This window comes from Bacillus cereus group sp. N11 (genome assembly GCF_016483605.1).
Classification (GTDB): domain Bacteria; phylum Bacillota; class Bacilli; order Bacillales; family Bacillaceae_G; genus Bacillus_A; species Bacillus_A toyonensis.
Map to the genome: position 1 here is coordinate 23242 of NZ_JAEHBN010000011.1, position 18722 is coordinate 41963.

The window sequence follows — 18722 nt, forward strand, 5'->3', positions numbered from 1 at the left end:
TGTAATTTATTGCATGTAAAACGGTATGGAGGGGTAGAAATATGTTTCAAAGGAAGTTAAGGAGTAGTAGTTTAAAAACAAAGTTACTTGTTTCATTTATTATCATTTTAATTCTTCCAAGTATTGTAATTGGTTGGACGTCTTATCAGCAGGCGAAAACAAATTTTAATGAAACGATTTTAAACTCGGCGAAAGATAATATAAAAATTTTGGATAATGTAATTAATAAGGAATTGGATAGTAAAAAAGTAGATGCAACTTATTTTACGAAATTATTTACACAATCAAGTTACCAAGCGGATCAAATACAAAATATCCAAAATAAACTAGAAGAATATAATAAGTTACATCCGGAAATGGAAGCTATCTATACTGGGTCTAGCAACGGGCAATTTATTCAATCACCGGCAATTCAAATGCCAGAAGGATATAATCCTACAGAAAGAGATTGGTATAAAGAGGCAGTGAAAAAAAGCGGAGAAGTGATTGTAACTGCTCCATATAAGTCAAAAACGACAGGGAATACTGTTATCACACTGGCAAAACAAAATGAGGATAAAAGTGGCGTTCTTGGGATTGACTTAATTATCAATAATATTGTAACTACTTCCAAGATGGTTAATATCGGTAAGGAAGGTTATGTAGCGATATTTGATCAAGATAAAAATGTAGTCGCACACCCGACACTGAAGCCGGGTGAGAAGTTAGAAGAGAAACTTAGTAAGGAATTTTATAAACAGGAAGCTGGTGATTTTCATTATTCATTAGATGGTGAAGATCGTAACATTACTTTTAAAACGAATAAGAAAACTGGATGGAAAATAGCGGGGATAATGCCTTCAAAAGAAATTATTCAAGCGGCTGAACCTATTTTCTATAAAACGATAACTGTTATTGGGATTTCATTAATGATTGGTGGGGTTTTAATTTACTTCATAATTGCTTCTATTATTAAACCGTTAAAACAACTTGTTCTATCATCTAGGAAAATTAGTGAAGGTGATTTAACAGAATCTATTACAGTTCATTCTAAAGATGAAATCGGGCAGTTAGGAGAAAGTTTTAATGAGATGGCATCATCATTACATAATGTCATTTCCAATATAAATATTTCAGCAAGTCATGTAGCAGCATCTTCAGAAGAATTAACAGCTAGCATGAAGCAGACAAGTGAAGCGACAGAACAAATTACACAAGCTATAGAGCAAGTGTCGAGTGGGGCTGAAATACAAACGAGAGAAGTTGAAGAAGGAGCGACGTTATTAGAAGAAGTTACAGAAGGAGTTCAGCGTGTTGCTGATAGTTCTTCATTAGTATCAACAGCTTCTATGTATACGAAGAAAAAAGCTGAAGATGGTGGGAAGTTAGTTGAGCAAACTGTGAATCAAATGCAATTAATTCATGAGTCAGTTTCAAATTCAGATAAAGTCATTGCTTTATTAGATGATAAGTCGAAACAAATCGGAGCAATTCTGGAAGTGATTCAACATATTGCAGAGCAGACAAATTTATTAGCATTAAATGCTGCAATTGAGGCTGCAAGAGCTGGGGAGCAAGGAAGAGGATTTGCAATTGTAGCGGATGAAGTGCGAAAATTAGCTGAACAATCAGGACAGTCTTCTACGGAAATTGGAAAACTAGTGAAAGAGATTCAATTTGATATAAAAGAAACGGTAAGCTCTATGAATCAAGTTGGAACAGAAGTACAATCAGGTCTTGTAGTTGCAAATGAAACGAAGCAAAGCTTTGCTGAAATATTGAAATCTACAAATGATACAGTTGTGCAAATTGATAGTATGGTAGAAGTAGCGAAACAAATGACGGTAGATGCCAAACAAGTAAGTGCATCTATTAATGAAATTGCAGCTACGATTGAAGAAAATGCAGCAAGTGTTCAAAATATTGCTGGCTCTTCTGAAGAGCAATTAGCTTCAGTAGATGAAATTAATGGAGCAGCAGTTCACTTATCACAAATGGCAGAAGAATTGCAAGAGATGATTGGCAAGTTTAAAGTGTAATAAAAAATATTAAGAAACGAGGTAGTAATTTTACTTCGTTTCTTTTTTTATGGAGATAAAAATAAAGAAATGTGTAGTAACCGTGTTATGATTAAGTTTAACAATTTAAAAAACTGTATTTTCTTTAAATTCTATCTTTATCCATGTTAGGGGAATGGTTTTGAAATTTAAAAAATTAAAACTACAACCGAGAATTACATTAACTATTAGTACACTTATTCTTGTTGTGCTTTTGTTAACAAGTTATTTGTTTTACTACATATTATCTGAAACAGTAGAAGAGCAAATTGGTAAAAGAGCTTTGCATGTTGCGAAAACAGTTGCAGCTATACCGGAAATCGCGGAAGCTTTTCAAAAAGAAAATCCAGCTTCTATTATTCAACCGATTGCAGAAAAAATTCGAATTGATACAGATGCTGATTTTATTGTGGTTGGAAATAAAGAAGGGATTCGTTATGCACACCCCAAGAAAGACAAAATAGGAGAAGTAATGGTTGGTGGAGATAATAAAGGAGTGCTATTAGAAGGGAAATCTTACGTTTCGAAAGCAACGGGATCATTAGGACCTTCCTTACGCGGAAAAGTTCCAATCCGTAATCAGGATAATAAAATTATTGGTGTAGTATCTGTTGGATTTTCAATGGATGATATTCATGGAGCGGTAGAAGTGTATGGAAAGCGTGTATTTTGGATTACAATAATCGGTTTGTTAATGGGGATAATCGGTTCCATATATTTAGCTGCAAGTATAAAAAGAATGATGTTTGGGATGGAACCAGAAGAAATTTCATCTTTATATGAAGAGCATAGTACAGTGATTCAATCTGTACGAGAAGGGATTATCGTAATTGATAAAAAGGGCATGATTAGTTTAGTCAATCAAGCAGCCTACGATATTCTTTCACTAGACAACCGAAAAAATATCATTGGATCATTTATTTTAAATATAATTCCTAATTCATCCATACTAGATGTACTTCAAACTGGTGAAGAACAGTTTGATCGTCAATTAAATATAAAAGGGCAGGCTGTTATTGCTAATCGTCTACCTATTAAAGTAAATAATAAAGTAACCGGCGTCGTATCGAGCTTACGTTTGAAATCTGAAATGGATCAGTTAACAGCAGAGTTATCTCAGACGAAGCAATATACAGAGGCGTTACGAGCACAAACCCATGAATACAACAATTTATTGTATACGCTTTCAGGTCTTATCCAATTAGAGTCATATGAAGATGCTCTAGAGCTCATTCATAAGGAGACGGCGGTATATCAAGATTTTGTTCAATTTATTATGAAGCGAATTCAAAATCCATGGCTAGGTGGAATTTTAATTGGATTTTATAATAGGGCAAGAGAGTTGAAGATTGATTTTGTACTAGATCGAGAAAGTAGTTTAGAAACATTAAGTCCGCATATTGAGAGTAATTATGTCGTTTCGATTTTAGGGAATTTAATTACGAATGCATTTGAAGCAATTGAAAAAAATCAAGAGCATGATAAGAAAGTTAGAATGTTTGTAACAGATATCGGAGAAGAAATATTAATTGAAGTGGAAGATTCGGGGCAAGGGATTCATGATGAAATAATTACTAGTATATTTTATAAAGGCTTTTCAACGAAAGAAGGAGAGAAGCGAGGATATGGATTAGCAAAAGTGAAAGAGTTAGTAGAAGATTTAAATGGAAGCATTGCAATTGAAAAAGGGGATTTAGGTGGTGCGTTGTTCATTATTGCATTACCGAAAGAGAGAGGCGAGTTGTAATGGGTGAGGAGATTGAAGTATTAATTGTAGAAGATGATATTCGGATTGCGGACATTCATCGGCGTTTTACTGAAAAAATTGAAGGATTTAAAGTAATTGGAACAGCAACGACTGGGGAACAAGCGAAGGAATGGCTAGAGCTTGTGAAGCCACAACTCGTTTTATTAGACGTGTACTTACCTGATATACAAGGAACAGAACTTGTCACATATATTAGGCATAATTTGCATGATACAGATATTATTATGATTACAGCTGCATCGGAAACAGATGTAGTAAGGCATGCTTTACGTGGTGGAGTAACTGATTATATCGTAAAACCACTTATGTTTGACCGTTTTAAAGCGAGTTTAGAAAGTTATCAAAAAAAGATTAGGCAGTTAAAGAAAAGCAATCAATTATCTACAGAACAAATTGAACACTTATGGTCTCAAAGAGGTGTGAAGGGAAATACAGTTGAATATGCTCCAAAAGGAATAGATCCTTTAACTTTAGCGAAAATAAAAAAGCATATGTTAACAGTTAATGAAGAAGGAATTACCGCAGAAGTGTTAAGCTCGATGGTTGGAGTAAGTCGATCAACAGCGAGACGCTATTTAGAGTATTTAATATCTGGGAAGAAAGTACATGCAGAGCTTATATATGGAAGTGTAGGGAGACCAGAGAGAAGGTATTTTCTCGTTTCTTCATAACAAAAACAGTAGAGGATTTATTTCTTCTACTGTTTTTTGCGTCTTATATTGGAATAATCCCAATTACAATTCCAGTAATCAACATCACCATTGTCGTTCCAACGGCCCACAATAAAGTGAAGCGTTGATGTTCACCAAAATCAACTTTAGCCATTCCGACCAATAAATAAGTGGAAGCGACAAGAGGACTTAATAAGTGAACGGGTTGACCGAGTAAGGAAGCGCGTCCCATTTCAGCTGCACTAATTCCATAAGTAGCAGCAGCCTTCGTTAAAATAGGTAATACCCCGAAGTAAAATGCATCATTGGACATGAAAAATGTGAACGGCATACTAAGAAGAGCTGTAATAATTGGCAACTGTGGTCCAAGTGCATCTGGTATAAGAGTTACTACACTTTGAGCCATTGCATCTACCATTTTTGTTCCAGATAAAATACCAGTGAAAATTCCAGCAGCAAATACGAGTGAAACAACAGCTAATACGTTTCCTGCATGAGAGGCAATACGTTCTTTTTGTTGTTCTAAGTTTGGATAGTTAATCATAACAGCAATAGCGAAAGCAACTGTAAAGAGAACAGGTAACGGCATAACTTCTAGTATGAGACAGACAAGTAATGTAGCGGTCAATAAAAAGTTAATCCATAGAAGTTTAGGGCGTTTATGCACGGCAGCTTCTACTGTGGCAGCTTGCTCATCCATTGTTTGCATTTGTTTTAAATATTGCACATCCATAATGCCTAAACGTTTTCTTTCTTTTTTTCCAAGATAGTAGGCAACGAAAACTACCCAAATTGCACCAGCAATCATTCCTGGTATAAGTGGTGTAAAGAGCTCTGATGCATCTAGTCCAAGTGCACTCATAACTCGAGCAGTTGGTCCACCCCAAGGTGTAAGATTTGTCACACCTGCCCCTAACATAACAACCCCAGCTAATATAAGTGGATTCATTCCGAGACGTTTATATAATGGGTACATTGCGGAAACAGTAATCATATACGTTGTTGTTCCGTCCCCATCTAATGAAACAATAATAGTAAGAATGGCTGTACCAACAACAATTTTTAAAGGATCCCCTTTTACAAATTTTAATATTTTACTAATGACAGGATCGAATAAACCGCTATCGATCATAATTCCAAAATATAAAATGGCAAACATAAGCATAATACCGGTAGGTGCTAATTTTTGAATGCCCTCTAACATCATAGGACCCATGTCTGCATAAAATCCGCCAATTAATGCGAAAGTAATTGGAATTAATATTAATGCTACTAATGCTGACATACGTTTCGTCATGATTAAAAACATAAAGACAAATACCATTGTAAATCCAAGTAGAGCTAACATCCGATCTCCCCCTTAAAAAAATGATTGCGCTTTCAAAATAAAGTAAAAATTCAGAACAATGTTTTTTGTTTATCATAAAAGCATCTATCCAAATGGTAAATAATTTGAAAAATAACACCATTAGAAGCATAATTTTTATTTTGGTCATATTGTTCACGAAGGTAATTTTGAATTTTTAAAAATATAATTTACTTCTAACAAGAGTGATAGAATAAGGTGAAAATAGTGAAGTGCGAAGTAGGGAGTAGATTTTGAATGGAAACGAGAATAGAAGAAGTTTATAGTTCTTATGAGGGGAAGATAGAAGAGATTTTTGTTAATGAATCTTCTTATGTATATGAGTGGGAAAAATTAATGATGGTCCGAAAAAATAATGGTGAGCTTGAAAAAGTCGCGGTCGGTATCAGTGGAAATATAAGATTAGTAAATGTAGAAGTTGGGCAGAAAATTAATACAGATACATTATTAGTTAAGTTAGAAGATGATTTATTAATTACAGGCTGTGAATAATGAAAGATGTGTAGAAATAGCTACACATCTTTTTTGTTTTCTATATTACAAAAAGCACATTGTTTTTTCACAAATCCCACACAAGTTTTTGATATTCTCCTTGTGGAGTATACGGTTTTTAGGGAGGAATAGTGATGAGAATAAAGTATGTTGTGCTTGCTATATGTTTATGTTTCTTATTTACGATAGTGGGGTGTGGGAAAAAGGGAACAACAGCTGTGGCAATTGATGAGAAACATGATAAGTGTGATATTTGCCAAATTGGGGTAACGGATAATCAATTTGCAACAGAAATCATTTTAGAAAATGGAAAAGCGTTAAAGTTTGATGATATTGGTTGTATGTATAAATGGATGGAGATTAATCCAGGCGAAAAGACGAAAGAACAATTTGTTCGAGATTATGATTCGAAAGATTGGGTTTCGTTAGAAGACGCTACTTACGTATATGATAAAACAATAACGACACCAATGGCTTATAATGTCATTTCATTTAAAAATAAAAAAGATGCAGAGAGCTTTGTATCTAACTATAAGGGTAAGGTTCTTTCGTATAAAGAGCTAGCAGAGCATAAATGGGAAATGAATAAAGAAATGATGGGGAAACCGAAAACAGGGAATCACGGTGGGCATCATTAATACTAGAAAAAGACAACTATATAGTTGTCTTTTTCTAGCATTACTCAGGTGCAAATATAGAAAAGGTGTAAAATTTTTAGAAGAACGGTTACAATGGAGTATAGTGACCTAAAGCAATCATTTATCCCGCATTAACGGGCAGTAAGATCCCCACCTCAAAATTTAGTGAAAGCAAAGAAGTTAGGTGGAGATCAACTGCCCGTAAAAGCCTGATTGGTTCAACTAATAATTAGTGGTAGATGAACAAAACCCCCACTAATTAAAGTTTCACTTTATGTACTTTTTAGAAATGTATACAAATGCGGTTAAAACGTGCTAAACTAATTGCTTCATAATGTTAATGATGAGGCCATCAGGCGTATCATTCCAATAGGTTGAGAAACATAGGAAAAGCTTAAGATAATCCGATTAAAGAAGGAATATAAAGGGCTTATGGATAAATGTACTCAAGAAGAGTTATTGTATGTGATGGAGGAATGGTTAAGAAAACATTATCTTTCATAGGAGCTGTAGTTGTGAGAAAACAAAAAATTTTATTATGTATGTTATTAGGACTTTTAATGACGGTAGTGGCTTGCGATAAGCAAGAGGAACCAGAATCGAAACCGGTTCATGTGAAAAACGAAAAGAAAAAAGAAAAGCATAAAGAACAAGAAGAAGTTAAAGAAGAAAAAAGTATAAATTTACTGGACAAACAGTTGTTACTTTCAGCGACTCTTGGAGACACAGAGACAGCTATGAAGTTGATTCAGGATGGAGCGAATATAAACGTAGAAGGTGACAACCGAGAAACGCCTATCCTTGCAGCAACGTACCAAAATCATGTAGAGACAGTTAAAGCATTAATTGGTGCAGGTGCAAATATTGAAGTCAAAGATGAGAAACAAAGCAATCCATTCCTTTATGCAAGTAGAGAAGGGTATACGGATATTGTAAAAGTATTAATTAATGCAGGAGTTAATACGAAAGAAACGACTAAGTCAGGTGGCACAGCACTCATTTCTGCATCTGAGCGTGGTCATGTAGAGGTTGTTAAAGAATTATTAGAGCATACAGATATTGATGTGAATTATAAAAATGAACGTGGTGGTACAGCTTTAATAGAAGCAATTGTATTGGGAAATGGTAGTGAAAGCCATAAGAAAGTAATTCAAATGCTTATTGACCACGGGGCAGATGTAAATATGGCCAATAAGGAAAATATTACGCCGCTGCAATATGCTGAAAAAAGAGGTTTTAAAGATATTGCGAATGTGTTGAGAATAGCTGGTGCGAATGAAGTAGTGCAGCCGCAACCACAATCGGTGGAATAATAAGAAAAAGACATAAAGAGTACGAAATAATCCCATTTAGATAGACAGAATGAAGAAGTCATTTTAGTATGATTGATTCAGTAATGTGTATTTAAATGGGATTTTTGTTTTGAACATCAGAAAATAGAGTATGAATGGATGGTATATGGAGGCTACACAGGGTAATGAAGGAGGGCATAAATGCGATTTTCAGAACTTGAGTTAATAGTAATTCAGGCAGAGGTTTTATTTGTTCATAATCAAGTGGGAAGAATAAAGAGTGTAAATGAACAGGGAAATCCGAAAGCACCACGTTTTTTTCTTAGCAAAACTCGTGAAGGGAATATAACGAGATATCATTGTAGTCTGGATGGTGAAATAATAAGTAAGATTGAGAAATTAATTCGAGAACGTTCAAATCACATAGAGATAGCAAAGATCATGAAAGTATTAAATGAAGAGAGAACGGTAGAGAATATTTGGATGGGTCCTGCTTACATGTTTCCAAATAATTCAAATGAGCCGACTAGGGTGATACAAATAACAGAGAAGAATAAAGAGCTCATGCGAGAAAATTTTCCTAATCTAATAGAACAGATGGAATGGAGGCAACCTTATTTTGCAATTGTTGAAAATGAACAAGTCGTTTCTATATGCTGCAGTGCAAGAAGTACGCCTATAGCTGCTGAGGCAAGTGTGGAAACTGTAGAGGGCTTTCAGGGAAAGGGATATGGTGCTGATGTCGTTAGAGCTTGGGCAATGTCAATAAAAGAAGAAAAACGTATTCCGCTTTATAGTACCTCTTGGGATAATTGTGCTTCACAAGCAGTGGCGAGAAAACTAAAACTCATTAACTATGGAATGAATTTACATATTGATTGAAATGTAAATATTGTTGTGTTCTGTTAGAGTTTATTCGTATATCTAGATTATTGTAAAAGTAATATGGTGAATATTAACATTCGATTAACACCTAATTAACAATTTATCAAAACTGACTTAATAAATGCGTAATATAGTAAAGGTAACAAAATAACTAGGGTAGAGAACATTTGAGAACACCCGCTTACATATAACGTGCCACTTTCTTAGGTGTGCTCTATTCCCTAGAGTTCAAATAAGGAGAAAGGTGTTCTATGTAAGTAGGTGTTTTTAGTTTGGATAAAAATAGAAAAGCTAGGTGGAATAAATGTTTAAAGAACCTCATATCGCGATGATAAAGGATTGGAAAGGGTATAAAGCATACAAAAAATTACCGAAAACAGTTTTTCTTATGACTGGTTCAATGCTGGAGTTACCAGAGCGTGTATACGAATTACAGAAACATGGACATGATGTATTTCTTCATTGTGATTTTATACAAGGCTTAAATACGAACACAGAGGAAGCCCTTTTGTATATTCAAGATGTTATCGGAGCACAAGGTATTATTTCAACAAAAGGTTCGACAATTCGAAATGCCAATAAAATTGGATTAAAAACGATTCAACGAATTTTTATTGTCGATACTTTATCTCTTACAAAATCAGTTGAAAATTGTAAAACGACTAAACCAAATGCGGTAGAGATTATGCCTGGAATTATGCCTTCTATTATTAAACAGCTAGCAGAGAAAATAGAGTTTCCCATTATTGCAGGTGGATTGATTCAAACGCGGGAAGATGCGGAAACTGCCATTCGTGCAGGAGCAAGTGCGATTTCAACGAGTCATTATGAAGTATGGATACAAGAAGAAAAAAGGAGTGCAACCTTGTGATCGAATTGAAAGATGTTTCAAAGGTATATAAAAATGCGGAAGAGACAGCGGTTAAAGACGTATCGGTTCATATTAAGAAGGGAGAATTTTTCGTTTTAGTTGGACCTTCGGGATGTGGAAAAAGTACATTACTACGAATGATTGCTGGCTTAGAAGAAATCTCTTCGGGAGATTTAATGATTAATGAACGTGTTGCAAATGATTTAGAGCCGAAAGACCGTAATCTATCAATGGTATTTCAAAATTATGCACTATATCCACACCTAACTGTAGAAGAAAATATTTTATTTGGACTTAAGGTAAGGAAGGTACAAAAAGAAGAGCGACAAAAGCGATTAATGGAAGCTATTGAAATGGTAGGGCTGAAAGAGTATGTGAAAATGAAACCGGGCCAATTATCAGGCGGACAAAGACAGCGTGTTGCGCTTGCCAGGGCAATCGTGAGTCAAGCACCGATTTGTTTAATGGATGAACCACTTTCGAATTTAGATGCGAAATTACGTGCGCAAATGAGAATTGAAATTAGAGAAATTCAGCAACGACTAGGAATTACGATGATTTACGTTACTCACGATCAAATAGAAGCGATGACTATGGGAGATCGTATCATGGTCTTGAATAAAGGAAGTATACAACAAGTTGGAACACCTCTTGATATATACAACGAACCAGCAAACGAATTTGTTGCAAGTTTTATAGGTTCTCCTTCTATGAATATAAATGATGGAGAAGTGGATAAAGAAAAAGGCGTATTACATATAGGGCAATTGCAAATTCCATTATCTATTGGACAGTTAAAGCAATTACCAGCAGGGACAATTCGAATAGGTATGCGTCCTGAGCATATTGCATTGTCTGAGGCAGGACAAGAAGTTACGCTGCAATCTGTAGAAGTATTGGGGAATGAGTCTATATTAAACTTTGCGGTAAATGGAACAACTTGGAGTGCGAAAGTCATCGGACAGTTAATCCTGAACAAAGGTGACAAAGTAAAATTATTATTCTCGCAAGAAAAACTATGTTTCTTTCACCAAAATAAGAATGAACGATTAAAAGTGGTGGCTGAAGAAGAGTTGAAAGTGGTGGCGAAATAATGATTGAAGTAGGGAAGTTACCAGTTCAAACAGCAGTGTCAAAAAAGAAGAGTTTATGGGGCAGAACGAAAGATTTAAGAATAGGATTATTGTTTTTGGCTCCATCTATTTTGTTATTTTCAATTTTTCTTTTCTATCCATTGTTTAGGACGATTTACTATAGCTTTTATTTAACAGATATACACGGAGAAGCCAATCTTTTCGTTGGCTTAGAAAATTATCAATATTTATTTTCTGATCCTGCTTTCTACAAAAGTATAAAGTCAACTTTATTATTTGTTTTATATACAGTGCCTACTAGTATTGTATTCGCCTTATTTCTTGCATTAATTGCAAATGAAAAAGTAAGAGGTATTGGATTGTTCCGTGTTCTCTTTTCTTCAACGATGGGAATATCAGTAGCTGCTAGCGCAGTGATTTGGCTATTTTTATTTCATCCAAGTGTAGGGTTATTTAATAATATATTAGCCGCTATGAATCTTCCGGCAATCGCATGGTTAACGAGTCCGGACTGGGCACTGTTTTCTGTATCGGTTACAACGGTTTGGGTGAATACAGGATTTGCATTTTTAGTTATATTAGGTGGTTTGCAAAATATTGATACGTCTTTATATGAGAGTGCATCTATAGATGGTGCTAGTTATTTATATAAGCTTCGCCGCGTTACATTACCGATGCTATCACCAACTTTATTCTTTATCGTGACAGTAACGTTAATTAGTGCATTCCAAAGCTTTGGACAAATTGATATTTTAACGCACGGTGGACCGAATGATGCAACGAATTTAATTGTGTATTCGATTTATAAAGAGGCATTTGTGAATCATCAATTTGGAACAGCGAGTGCACAAGCGATGGTATTATTTGTTTTCATTTTTATTGCTACATTACTTCAATTCAAGTTTGCTGAGAGAAAGGTGCATTATAAATGATCGTTAAACAGTGGAAACAAAATTTCCTATTATACATGCTGCTCATTATTAGTGCAGTAATGGTGTTTTTTCCTGTACTCTATGCGTTTTTAATAAGCTTTATGACACCAGATGATATTCAAATGAGAAGGTTATTTCCGACCCAATTTACTTTCGATAATTTTATGAATATCTTTCAAAAAGTACCGCTTTTTACATACTTGTACAACAGTTTAATTGTATCGACGATTGTTATGATTGGACAACTTATCGTATCCAGTTTAGCAGCTTATGCTTTTGTTTTTCTTCAGTTTAAAGGGAGAAACGTAATTTTCTTCTTGTTTATTTCAACGATGCTTATTCCGTGGGAAGCAACGATGGTACCGAACTTTTTAACGATTCAAAACTTTGGTTGGATCAATAGCTTTGCTGGGATGACAGTGCCATTTTTTGCAACAGCTTTCGGTATTTTCTTACTACGCCAACATTTTATGACGCTTCCGAATGAATTGAAAGAAGCTGCTTTTATTGAAGGGATTGGAAATGTAAGGTTTTTATTCAGCGTTGTAATTCCGTATTGTAAAACGAGTTTTATTACGCTTGGAGTATATGGCTTTTTAACAACATGGAATATGTACTTGTGGCCGCTCTTAGTGACCACTGATGAAAAAGTCAGAACAGTTCAAATTGGTGTGAAGCAACTTCAATCTCAAGAAGTTGCAACTGATTGGGGAAGCATAATGGCCGGTGTTACGGTTATCGTCATTCCAACGTTGATTTTACTATTTTTAGGGCAAAAGCAATTACAACAAGGATTAACAAAAGGTGCAATTAAATAAGCATACATAGGAAAAGGTGGGATTGAGATGAGTTTATTGAAAAAAAGTGCTGCTCTTTTAATGGCAGCCACAATGGCATTAACTGGGGCTGCTTGTTCAAATAGTAAAACAGAGGGGAAACCTGAAGCGCAGGCAAAAGTAGCACCAGTTGAAAAAAATGGTGATAAAACTGTAATTCGTTTTTGGCATGCGATGGGTGGAAAAACACAAGGTGTACTAGATGGGCTTGTTGCAGACTATAATAAATCGCAGAATAAGTACGAGATAAAGGCAGAGTTTCAAGGAACATACGAAGAGTCTTTAACGAAGTTTAAAACGATGTCTGCTACGAAAGAAGCTCCAGCTCTTGTTCAATCGAGTGAAATTACAACGAAATATATGATTGATAGCAAAAAGATTACGCCTATCGATAGTTGGATTAAAAAAGATAAGTACGATACATCAAAATTAGAAAAAGCAATTACAAATTATTATTCAGTTGATGGAAAAATGTATTCTATGCCATTTAATTCATCTACGCCAGTATTAATTTATAATAAAGATGCTTTTGCAAAGGCTGGGTTAGATCCAGAGAAAGCTCCACAAACATATGCTGAATTAAAGGAAGCCGCGAAAAAGTTAACGATTAAAGAAGGCGGAAATGTAAAACAATATGGATTCTCTATGCTCAATTATGGTTGGTTCTTTGAAGAATTGTTAGCGACACAAGGGGCTTTATATGTAGATAATGAAAATGGCCGTAAAGATGCTGCAAAGAAAGCGGTATTTAACGGTAAAGAAGGACAGAAAGTATTTGGAATGTTAGATGAATTGAATAAAGCTGGTGCACTAGGAAAGTATGGAGCAAGTTGGGATGATATTCGTGCCGCGTTCCAATCTGGACAAGTTGCTATGTATTTAGATTCTTCAGCAGGTGTTCGTGATTTAATCGATGCATCTAAGTTTAATGTAGGTGTTTCGTATATTCCGTATCCAGAAGATTCAAAGCGAAATGGTGTTGTTATTGGCGGTGCATCATTATGGATGACGAATATGGTTTCAGAAGAAACGCAGCAAGGTGCATGGGACTTTATGAAATATTTAACGAAGCCAGACGTACAAGCAAAATGGCATACTGCAACAGGATATTTCTCAATTAATCCAGATGCATATAATGAATCGTTAGTAAAAGAGCAATATGAAAAATATCCACAGCTAAAAGTAACAGTAGAACAATTACAAGCGACGAAGCAATCTCCAGCAACTCAAGGTGCATTAATTAATGTATTCCCAGAATCACGAGATGCAGTTGTAAAAGCATTAGAAGCAATGTATGACGGAAAGAATAGTAAAGAAGCGTTGGATGAAGCTGCAAAAGCAACAGATAGAGCGATTAGCATTTCAGCTCGTACGAGCCAAAAATAAAAGAAAGCCGTATCCTAAAGGGATACGGCTTTCTTTATAGGGAGATAAGGGATCAAAGAAATGATGAACTCTTATCTCTTTTATATGAGTAAAGGGTCTAGAATGAATATTGTCCTTTTCATTATTTATTTAACTCCATTGCAACTTGTTTACCATTTACGAAAACCTCTACCACCGCTACTACAACTTCCATCACTTTTTTCATATCTCATCTCTCCTTGTTTTTTGTTTCATTTCTTACTTTTAGTATAAGGAAATATAGTAATTACAACTATCGAATTGAATGACAAGAGACTTACAGTGTTGTAAGGAAATTAGCTGCATTTGTAATAATAATACTTTCTAGTAATTGAGTTCAGAAAATTCCTTTAAATAAAGTTATAATTAGAAATAACTTTATTTAGAAAGAAGGAGAAAAATGAATAGGATACTTGTCATTAGTGATATTCATGGAGAGATTGATAAATTTAAAAAGTTACTTGAGGAAATACAATACAACGCAAAACAAGATCAATTAATTCTATTAGGGGATTATGTGGATCGTGGTCCGAATGCACGTGCTGTACTTGAAAAGGTGAAAGAGCTAAAAGAAGAAGGAGCATTCGTTTTAAAGGGAAATCATGAAGATATGATGATTAAAGCGCTAACGACAGATGAGGAACGTTCATGGAACCATTGGGTAAAAAGAAATGGTGGAGATAAAACGTTATATAGCTATGGATTTGTAGAAGAAGATATTGCAGTTAATGAAGGGGACTTCCAAAAGCCAATTTTACAATCTCACGTATTAGAGGAACATGTAAAATTTATTCAAGAATTAGATCATTACATTGAAACAGAAGAGTATATATTTGTACATGCTGGTGTTGAGCCAATGAAACGAGTTTCTGAATCTGAAACATATACGTTAATGTGGATCCGTAATGAATTTCATAGTGGGTATAGTGGCGAAAAGGTTGTTGTATTTGGCCATACGGAAACAAAAACGCTTCATGGTAGTGAGAATTGCGGAGTATATTTTGGTAGTAATCGTATTATTGGAGTTGATGGCGGGGCTGTGTATGGCGGTCAATTAAATTGTTTGGAGTTGCCGAGTAAAAAGGTGTACGTAGTAAAAAATTGAAAGAGATAAGGGGAATCTTATTTCTTTCAATTTTTTATTAAGCAAAATTTAAGAAAGAGTTTTTATAATAAAGGCTCAAAATTTTATATCTAGCAAAAACTTAGAAGGAAATAGTTGAAAATGAAATTACATAATAGGATTACATTCTTTCGTTATGAAGAGCAGAAATGTAATAATAAATAGAATTGAACTATAGTATGGAAGGTGAGAATATGCGCTTACTTGTAGTAGAAGATAATGCTTCGTTATTAGAGTCTATCGTACAAATTTTGCGTGATGAATTTGAAGTAGATACAGCGTTAAATGGAGAAGATGGATTGTTTTTGGCAATGCAAAACATTTATGATGCAATTTTACTTGATGTGATGATGCCAGGAATGGACGGGTTTGAAGTAATTCAAAAAATACGTGATGAAAGAATTGAAACGCCAGTCCTGTTTTTAACAGCAAGAGATTCTTTAGAAGATCGAGTGAAAGGATTGGATTTTGGCGGAGACGACTATATCGTAAAGCCGTTTCAAGCACCAGAACTAAAGGCGAGAATTCGTGCTTTATTACGCAGAAGTGGTAGTTTAACAACAAAGCAGACAATTCGATATAAAGGAATTGAATTGTTTGGAAAAGATAAAGATGTTCAAGTAGAGGGACAAGATATTAAGTTGACATTAAAACAATATGAGCTTTTAGAGTATCTCATTCAAAATAGCGGAAAGATTTTAATGCGTGAACAAATTTTCGATCGTGTTTGGGGATTTGATTCAGATACGACAGTAGCAATTGTAGAAGTGTATGTGCATCATTTACGTAAAAAATTAGAGCCATTCGGTTATCAGAAAGATATTCAAACTGTTCGTGGTATTGGATATATATTAAAAGAGAAATGAAAAAAGGAAGTATGTTTCAAAAAACACGCATTCGTCTGACTATAGTGAACTCATTAGTATTTATCCTATTAATAGGAGTATTAGGTAGTATTGTTTATTCGTACACATATAAGCGTATTTATAATGAAGTGGATCAATCTATAAAAATGATGGCTCAGTATGGAGAAAAACTAGATGTTAAAATACCACCAAGAAAACGCATGGAGAATATCCAAATTGGAGATCCGCGGGTAACTAGAATAACTTGGAATGGGAAAATAGTGAAAATAGAGGGCGATAATCGTAAATTTCGTTCTATTTTTGAAGAGAATTTGGAAAAGTTTTCTCCAAAAAAGTTAGAGGATTTGCAAGATATTGAAGTGCAAGGACGATATTTTAGAGCATTTGCGCTTCAAAAAGATGGAGAAATAGTTCAAATCGTGCGAGATATAACAGCGGAAGAAGGAATGTTAAATACTTTATTTTTAATTCTCGTTATAGGTTGTGGTATAGGAAGTCTCTGTGCAATAGGTATCGGCTTTTTCCTAGCTGGCAGAGCACTCATACCGATTCAAAATTCATGGGAGAAGCAGCAGCAGTTCGTTTCCGATGCATCGCATGAATTAAGAACGCCACTTGCAGTTATTCAATCAAAAACGGATGTGTTATTTCAGTCACCATCCGCTACGATAGAAGAAAAAGCGATGGACATTTCTACAATATCTAAGGAATGCAGGCGGTTATCGAAACTAGTTAGCAACTTATTGTTGTTAGCACGTTCGGATTCTAATCAAATTGAGATGGATAAAAAAACATTTGAAATGGGTAAATTGTTAGAAGAAATAGTAGATCCATATAAAGAAATTGCTTCTTATCAAGAAAAAGAGATGATATTAAAAGTAGAACGTAACATGTCTTTTATGGGTGATAGAGAACGGATTCATCAAATGATGGTCATATTGTTAGATAATGCGATGAAATATACGAATGAAGGCGGTCATATTCGAATTGATTGCACACAAACGAGCAGCTTGATTTGTATACAGGTGAAAGATGATGGGATAGGCGTGAAAGTAGAGGATATCCCCAAATTATTTGATCGTTTTTATCAAGGGGATAAAGCAAGGAGTACATCAGAGGGAGCTGGATTAGGTCTTTCAATCGCCAAGTGGATTGTAGAAAAGCATTACGGAAAAATATTAGTAGAGAGCAAATGGGGAGAGGGTACTTGTTTTGAAGTAGTGCTCCCTAAAAATCAAAAAATATAAGTAAGAAGACGATCTTGTTTTTACAAGTTCGTCTTTTTTTAAGGGAAAGTTAAGAAACTATTTATATTATGTATTGCATAAAGAAAGATCGTTACATGAAGAAGAGATTAGAGAGGTGTATGTGAGTAAATTTTTTAAATCATAATGTTATCTCAGGCAGTGATGAGATGTATGTATAGTATTAAAAAAATGATCCCGCTATTTTCCGGGCAGTAAAACTCCCACCTTAAACCTCGGCTGGAGTCGGGTTGTTCGTAAATGCCCAATTGGTGAAGGCTAATATTCAGTGGAAGATGAAGCTTCCCACTGAGTATAGTTTCACTTTATGGGAATGATGGGAAAGAAAGTATAAGAGGGAGGAATTAGTTTTGAAGAAGAAAATGATGACGGTATTCACTATTGGAGTAATGAGTTTAAGTATATTAGGCGGTGCCTCTCCTTCTGAAACATCGAAAGGAAAGACAGACTATGCGCAGCGCAGTAAAGAGCAATTAAACAATGGAAAGATACATGCAATAAATACAGAAGAAAAAGCAGAGAAATTAGGTATTGAAACGGAAGGAAAAGAACAAATTACGCTAGAAAAAGAAATTCATGAAACAGAAGTAGGCAGAGAAGCAGAACAGTTAGGGATTTCGATTGAAGGAAAAGATGTTGGAATTCTTTCAGAAGAAATCTATGAAACAAAAGTGAAGCAAGAAGCGTTAAACTTAGGGATATCTGTAGAGAACAAATCGATTGTGGATTTAATAAGCCAAATCAATGCAATCAAAATTAATAACGAAGCAGAGAAATTAGGCGTTTCGACTGAAGGAAAAGAAATAGAAGAGGTTGCGGAAGAGATTTATGGAACGAAAGTAAGAGAAGAAGCAGGAAAGTTAGATATTTCTCAAAAAGGAAAAGAGATAGAAGAGTTAGCGCAAGAAGTGTACGAACAAAAAGTACAGGCAGAAGCAAAAAAATATCATATTGATTTGTATGGTAAAGATATATATCAAGTATTAAGAGAAATTAATGAGCAAAAAGTGCTACAAATGGCAGATGAGCTTAATATGGACAAAATGAATATGAACATTCAAGAATTAGCAGAAAAAATAAAAAGAGATCAGCCTGAAAAAGGAAAAGAACTAAATTTTGTACCGATGGTTCGAACGGATGCTGACGCGTTTTATTCTTATTTAACGAATTAAAAAGGGCGTGA

17 protein-coding genes and 1 pseudogene are annotated in these 18722 nt (G+C 34.8%); 17 read left to right on the forward strand and 1 reads right to left on the reverse strand.

What is annotated here, in order from left to right; all coding sequences use genetic code 11:
* Positions 1-41 precede the first annotated feature (41 nt).
* The 4 genes and pseudogenes from JDS98_RS30760 to JDS98_RS18470 form a co-directional block, all read left to right on the forward strand.
* Positions 42-1076, forward strand: a pseudogene (locus tag JDS98_RS30760) (HAMP domain-containing protein); the annotation flags it as partial.
* Between the two features lie 81 nt (positions 1077-1157).
* Positions 1158-2018 carry a methyl-accepting chemotaxis protein gene (locus JDS98_RS30765; RefSeq protein ID WP_370512681.1) on the forward strand — a complete coding sequence of 287 codons (861 nt, stop codon included), beginning with the start codon at positions 1158-1160 and terminating at the stop codon, positions 2016-2018.
* A 160-nt stretch (positions 2019-2178) separates the two neighbouring features.
* Positions 2179-3783, forward strand: coding sequence for an ATP-binding protein (locus tag JDS98_RS18465; protein ID WP_000669467.1), 1605 nt, complete (start codon positions 2179-2181; stop codon positions 3781-3783).
* Positions 3783-4475 (forward strand): response regulator, encoded by a 693-nt coding sequence (locus JDS98_RS18470; protein ID WP_000503458.1) that lies wholly within the window; start codon positions 3783-3785, stop codon positions 4473-4475. Before JDS98_RS18465 ends, JDS98_RS18470 begins: the two co-directional genes overlap by 1 nt.
* 43 nt (positions 4476-4518) lie before the next feature.
* Here JDS98_RS18470 and JDS98_RS18475 read toward each other — a convergent pair whose 3' ends face one another.
* Positions 4519-5823, reverse strand: coding sequence for a CitMHS family transporter (locus JDS98_RS18475; protein ID WP_097957568.1), 1305 nt, complete (start codon positions 5821-5823; stop codon positions 4519-4521).
* A 255-nt stretch (positions 5824-6078) separates the two neighbouring features.
* Here JDS98_RS18475 and JDS98_RS18480 point away from each other — a divergent pair, with 255 nt between their 5' ends.
* The 13 genes from JDS98_RS18480 (at position 6079) to JDS98_RS18540 (ending at position 18711) form a co-directional block, all read left to right on the forward strand.
* Positions 6079-6333 (forward strand): hypothetical protein, encoded by a 255-nt coding sequence (locus JDS98_RS18480; protein ID WP_000450026.1) that lies wholly within the window; start codon positions 6079-6081, stop codon positions 6331-6333.
* Between the two features lie 134 nt (positions 6334-6467).
* Positions 6468-6971, forward strand: a complete 504-nt coding sequence (locus tag JDS98_RS18485; RefSeq protein WP_097957569.1) for a nitrous oxide reductase accessory protein NosL — start codon at positions 6468-6470, stop codon at positions 6969-6971.
* A 440-nt stretch (positions 6972-7411) separates the two neighbouring features.
* Entirely contained in the window at positions 7412-8284 is an 873-nt protein-coding gene (locus tag JDS98_RS18490) for an ankyrin repeat domain-containing protein (protein WP_016107490.1), read from the forward strand.
* A gap of 180 nt (positions 8285-8464) precedes the next feature.
* Positions 8465-9145, forward strand: a complete 681-nt coding sequence (locus JDS98_RS18495) for a GNAT family N-acetyltransferase (RefSeq protein ID WP_097957570.1) — start codon at positions 8465-8467, stop codon at positions 9143-9145.
* 307 nt (positions 9146-9452) lie between these two features.
* Positions 9453-10019, forward strand: a complete 567-nt coding sequence (locus JDS98_RS18500; protein ID WP_097957572.1) for a glycerol-3-phosphate responsive antiterminator — start codon at positions 9453-9455, stop codon at positions 10017-10019.
* Complete coding sequence (locus JDS98_RS18505; protein WP_142307021.1) at positions 10016-11113, forward strand: ABC transporter ATP-binding protein; 1098 nt, start codon at positions 10016-10018, stop codon at positions 11111-11113. The genes JDS98_RS18500 and JDS98_RS18505 overlap by 4 nt, the downstream gene beginning before the upstream one ends.
* Positions 11113-12045, forward strand: a complete 933-nt coding sequence (locus JDS98_RS18510) for a carbohydrate ABC transporter permease (protein WP_000573572.1) — start codon at positions 11113-11115, stop codon at positions 12043-12045. The genes JDS98_RS18505 and JDS98_RS18510 overlap by 1 nt, the downstream gene beginning before the upstream one ends.
* The gene (locus JDS98_RS18515; RefSeq protein ID WP_199634191.1) at positions 12042-12863 is read left to right on the forward strand and encodes a carbohydrate ABC transporter permease; all 822 of its coding nucleotides are present in this window, start codon (positions 12042-12044) and stop codon (positions 12861-12863) included. The genes JDS98_RS18510 and JDS98_RS18515 overlap by 4 nt, the downstream gene beginning before the upstream one ends.
* A gap of 27 nt (positions 12864-12890) precedes the next feature.
* Complete coding sequence (locus JDS98_RS18520; protein ID WP_097957575.1) at positions 12891-14267, forward strand: ABC transporter substrate-binding protein; 1377 nt, start codon at positions 12891-12893, stop codon at positions 14265-14267.
* A gap of 418 nt (positions 14268-14685) precedes the next feature.
* Positions 14686-15390 carry a metallophosphoesterase family protein gene (locus tag JDS98_RS18525; protein WP_097957576.1) on the forward strand — a complete coding sequence of 235 codons (705 nt, stop codon included), beginning with the start codon at positions 14686-14688 and terminating at the stop codon, positions 15388-15390.
* Between the two features lie 212 nt (positions 15391-15602).
* Positions 15603-16274, forward strand: coding sequence for a response regulator transcription factor (locus JDS98_RS18530; protein WP_001238627.1), 672 nt, complete (start codon positions 15603-15605; stop codon positions 16272-16274).
* An 11-nt stretch (positions 16275-16285) separates the two neighbouring features.
* A complete protein-coding gene (locus tag JDS98_RS18535) occupies positions 16286-17521 on the forward strand; it encodes a sensor histidine kinase (RefSeq protein WP_141523607.1) in 1236 nt (411 codons plus the stop codon).
* A gap of 368 nt (positions 17522-17889) precedes the next feature.
* On the forward strand, positions 17890-18711 hold the full coding sequence (locus tag JDS98_RS18540; RefSeq protein ID WP_016107496.1) for a hypothetical protein: 822 nt from the start codon (positions 17890-17892) through the stop codon (positions 18709-18711).
* Positions 18712-18722: the final 11 nt, after the last annotated feature.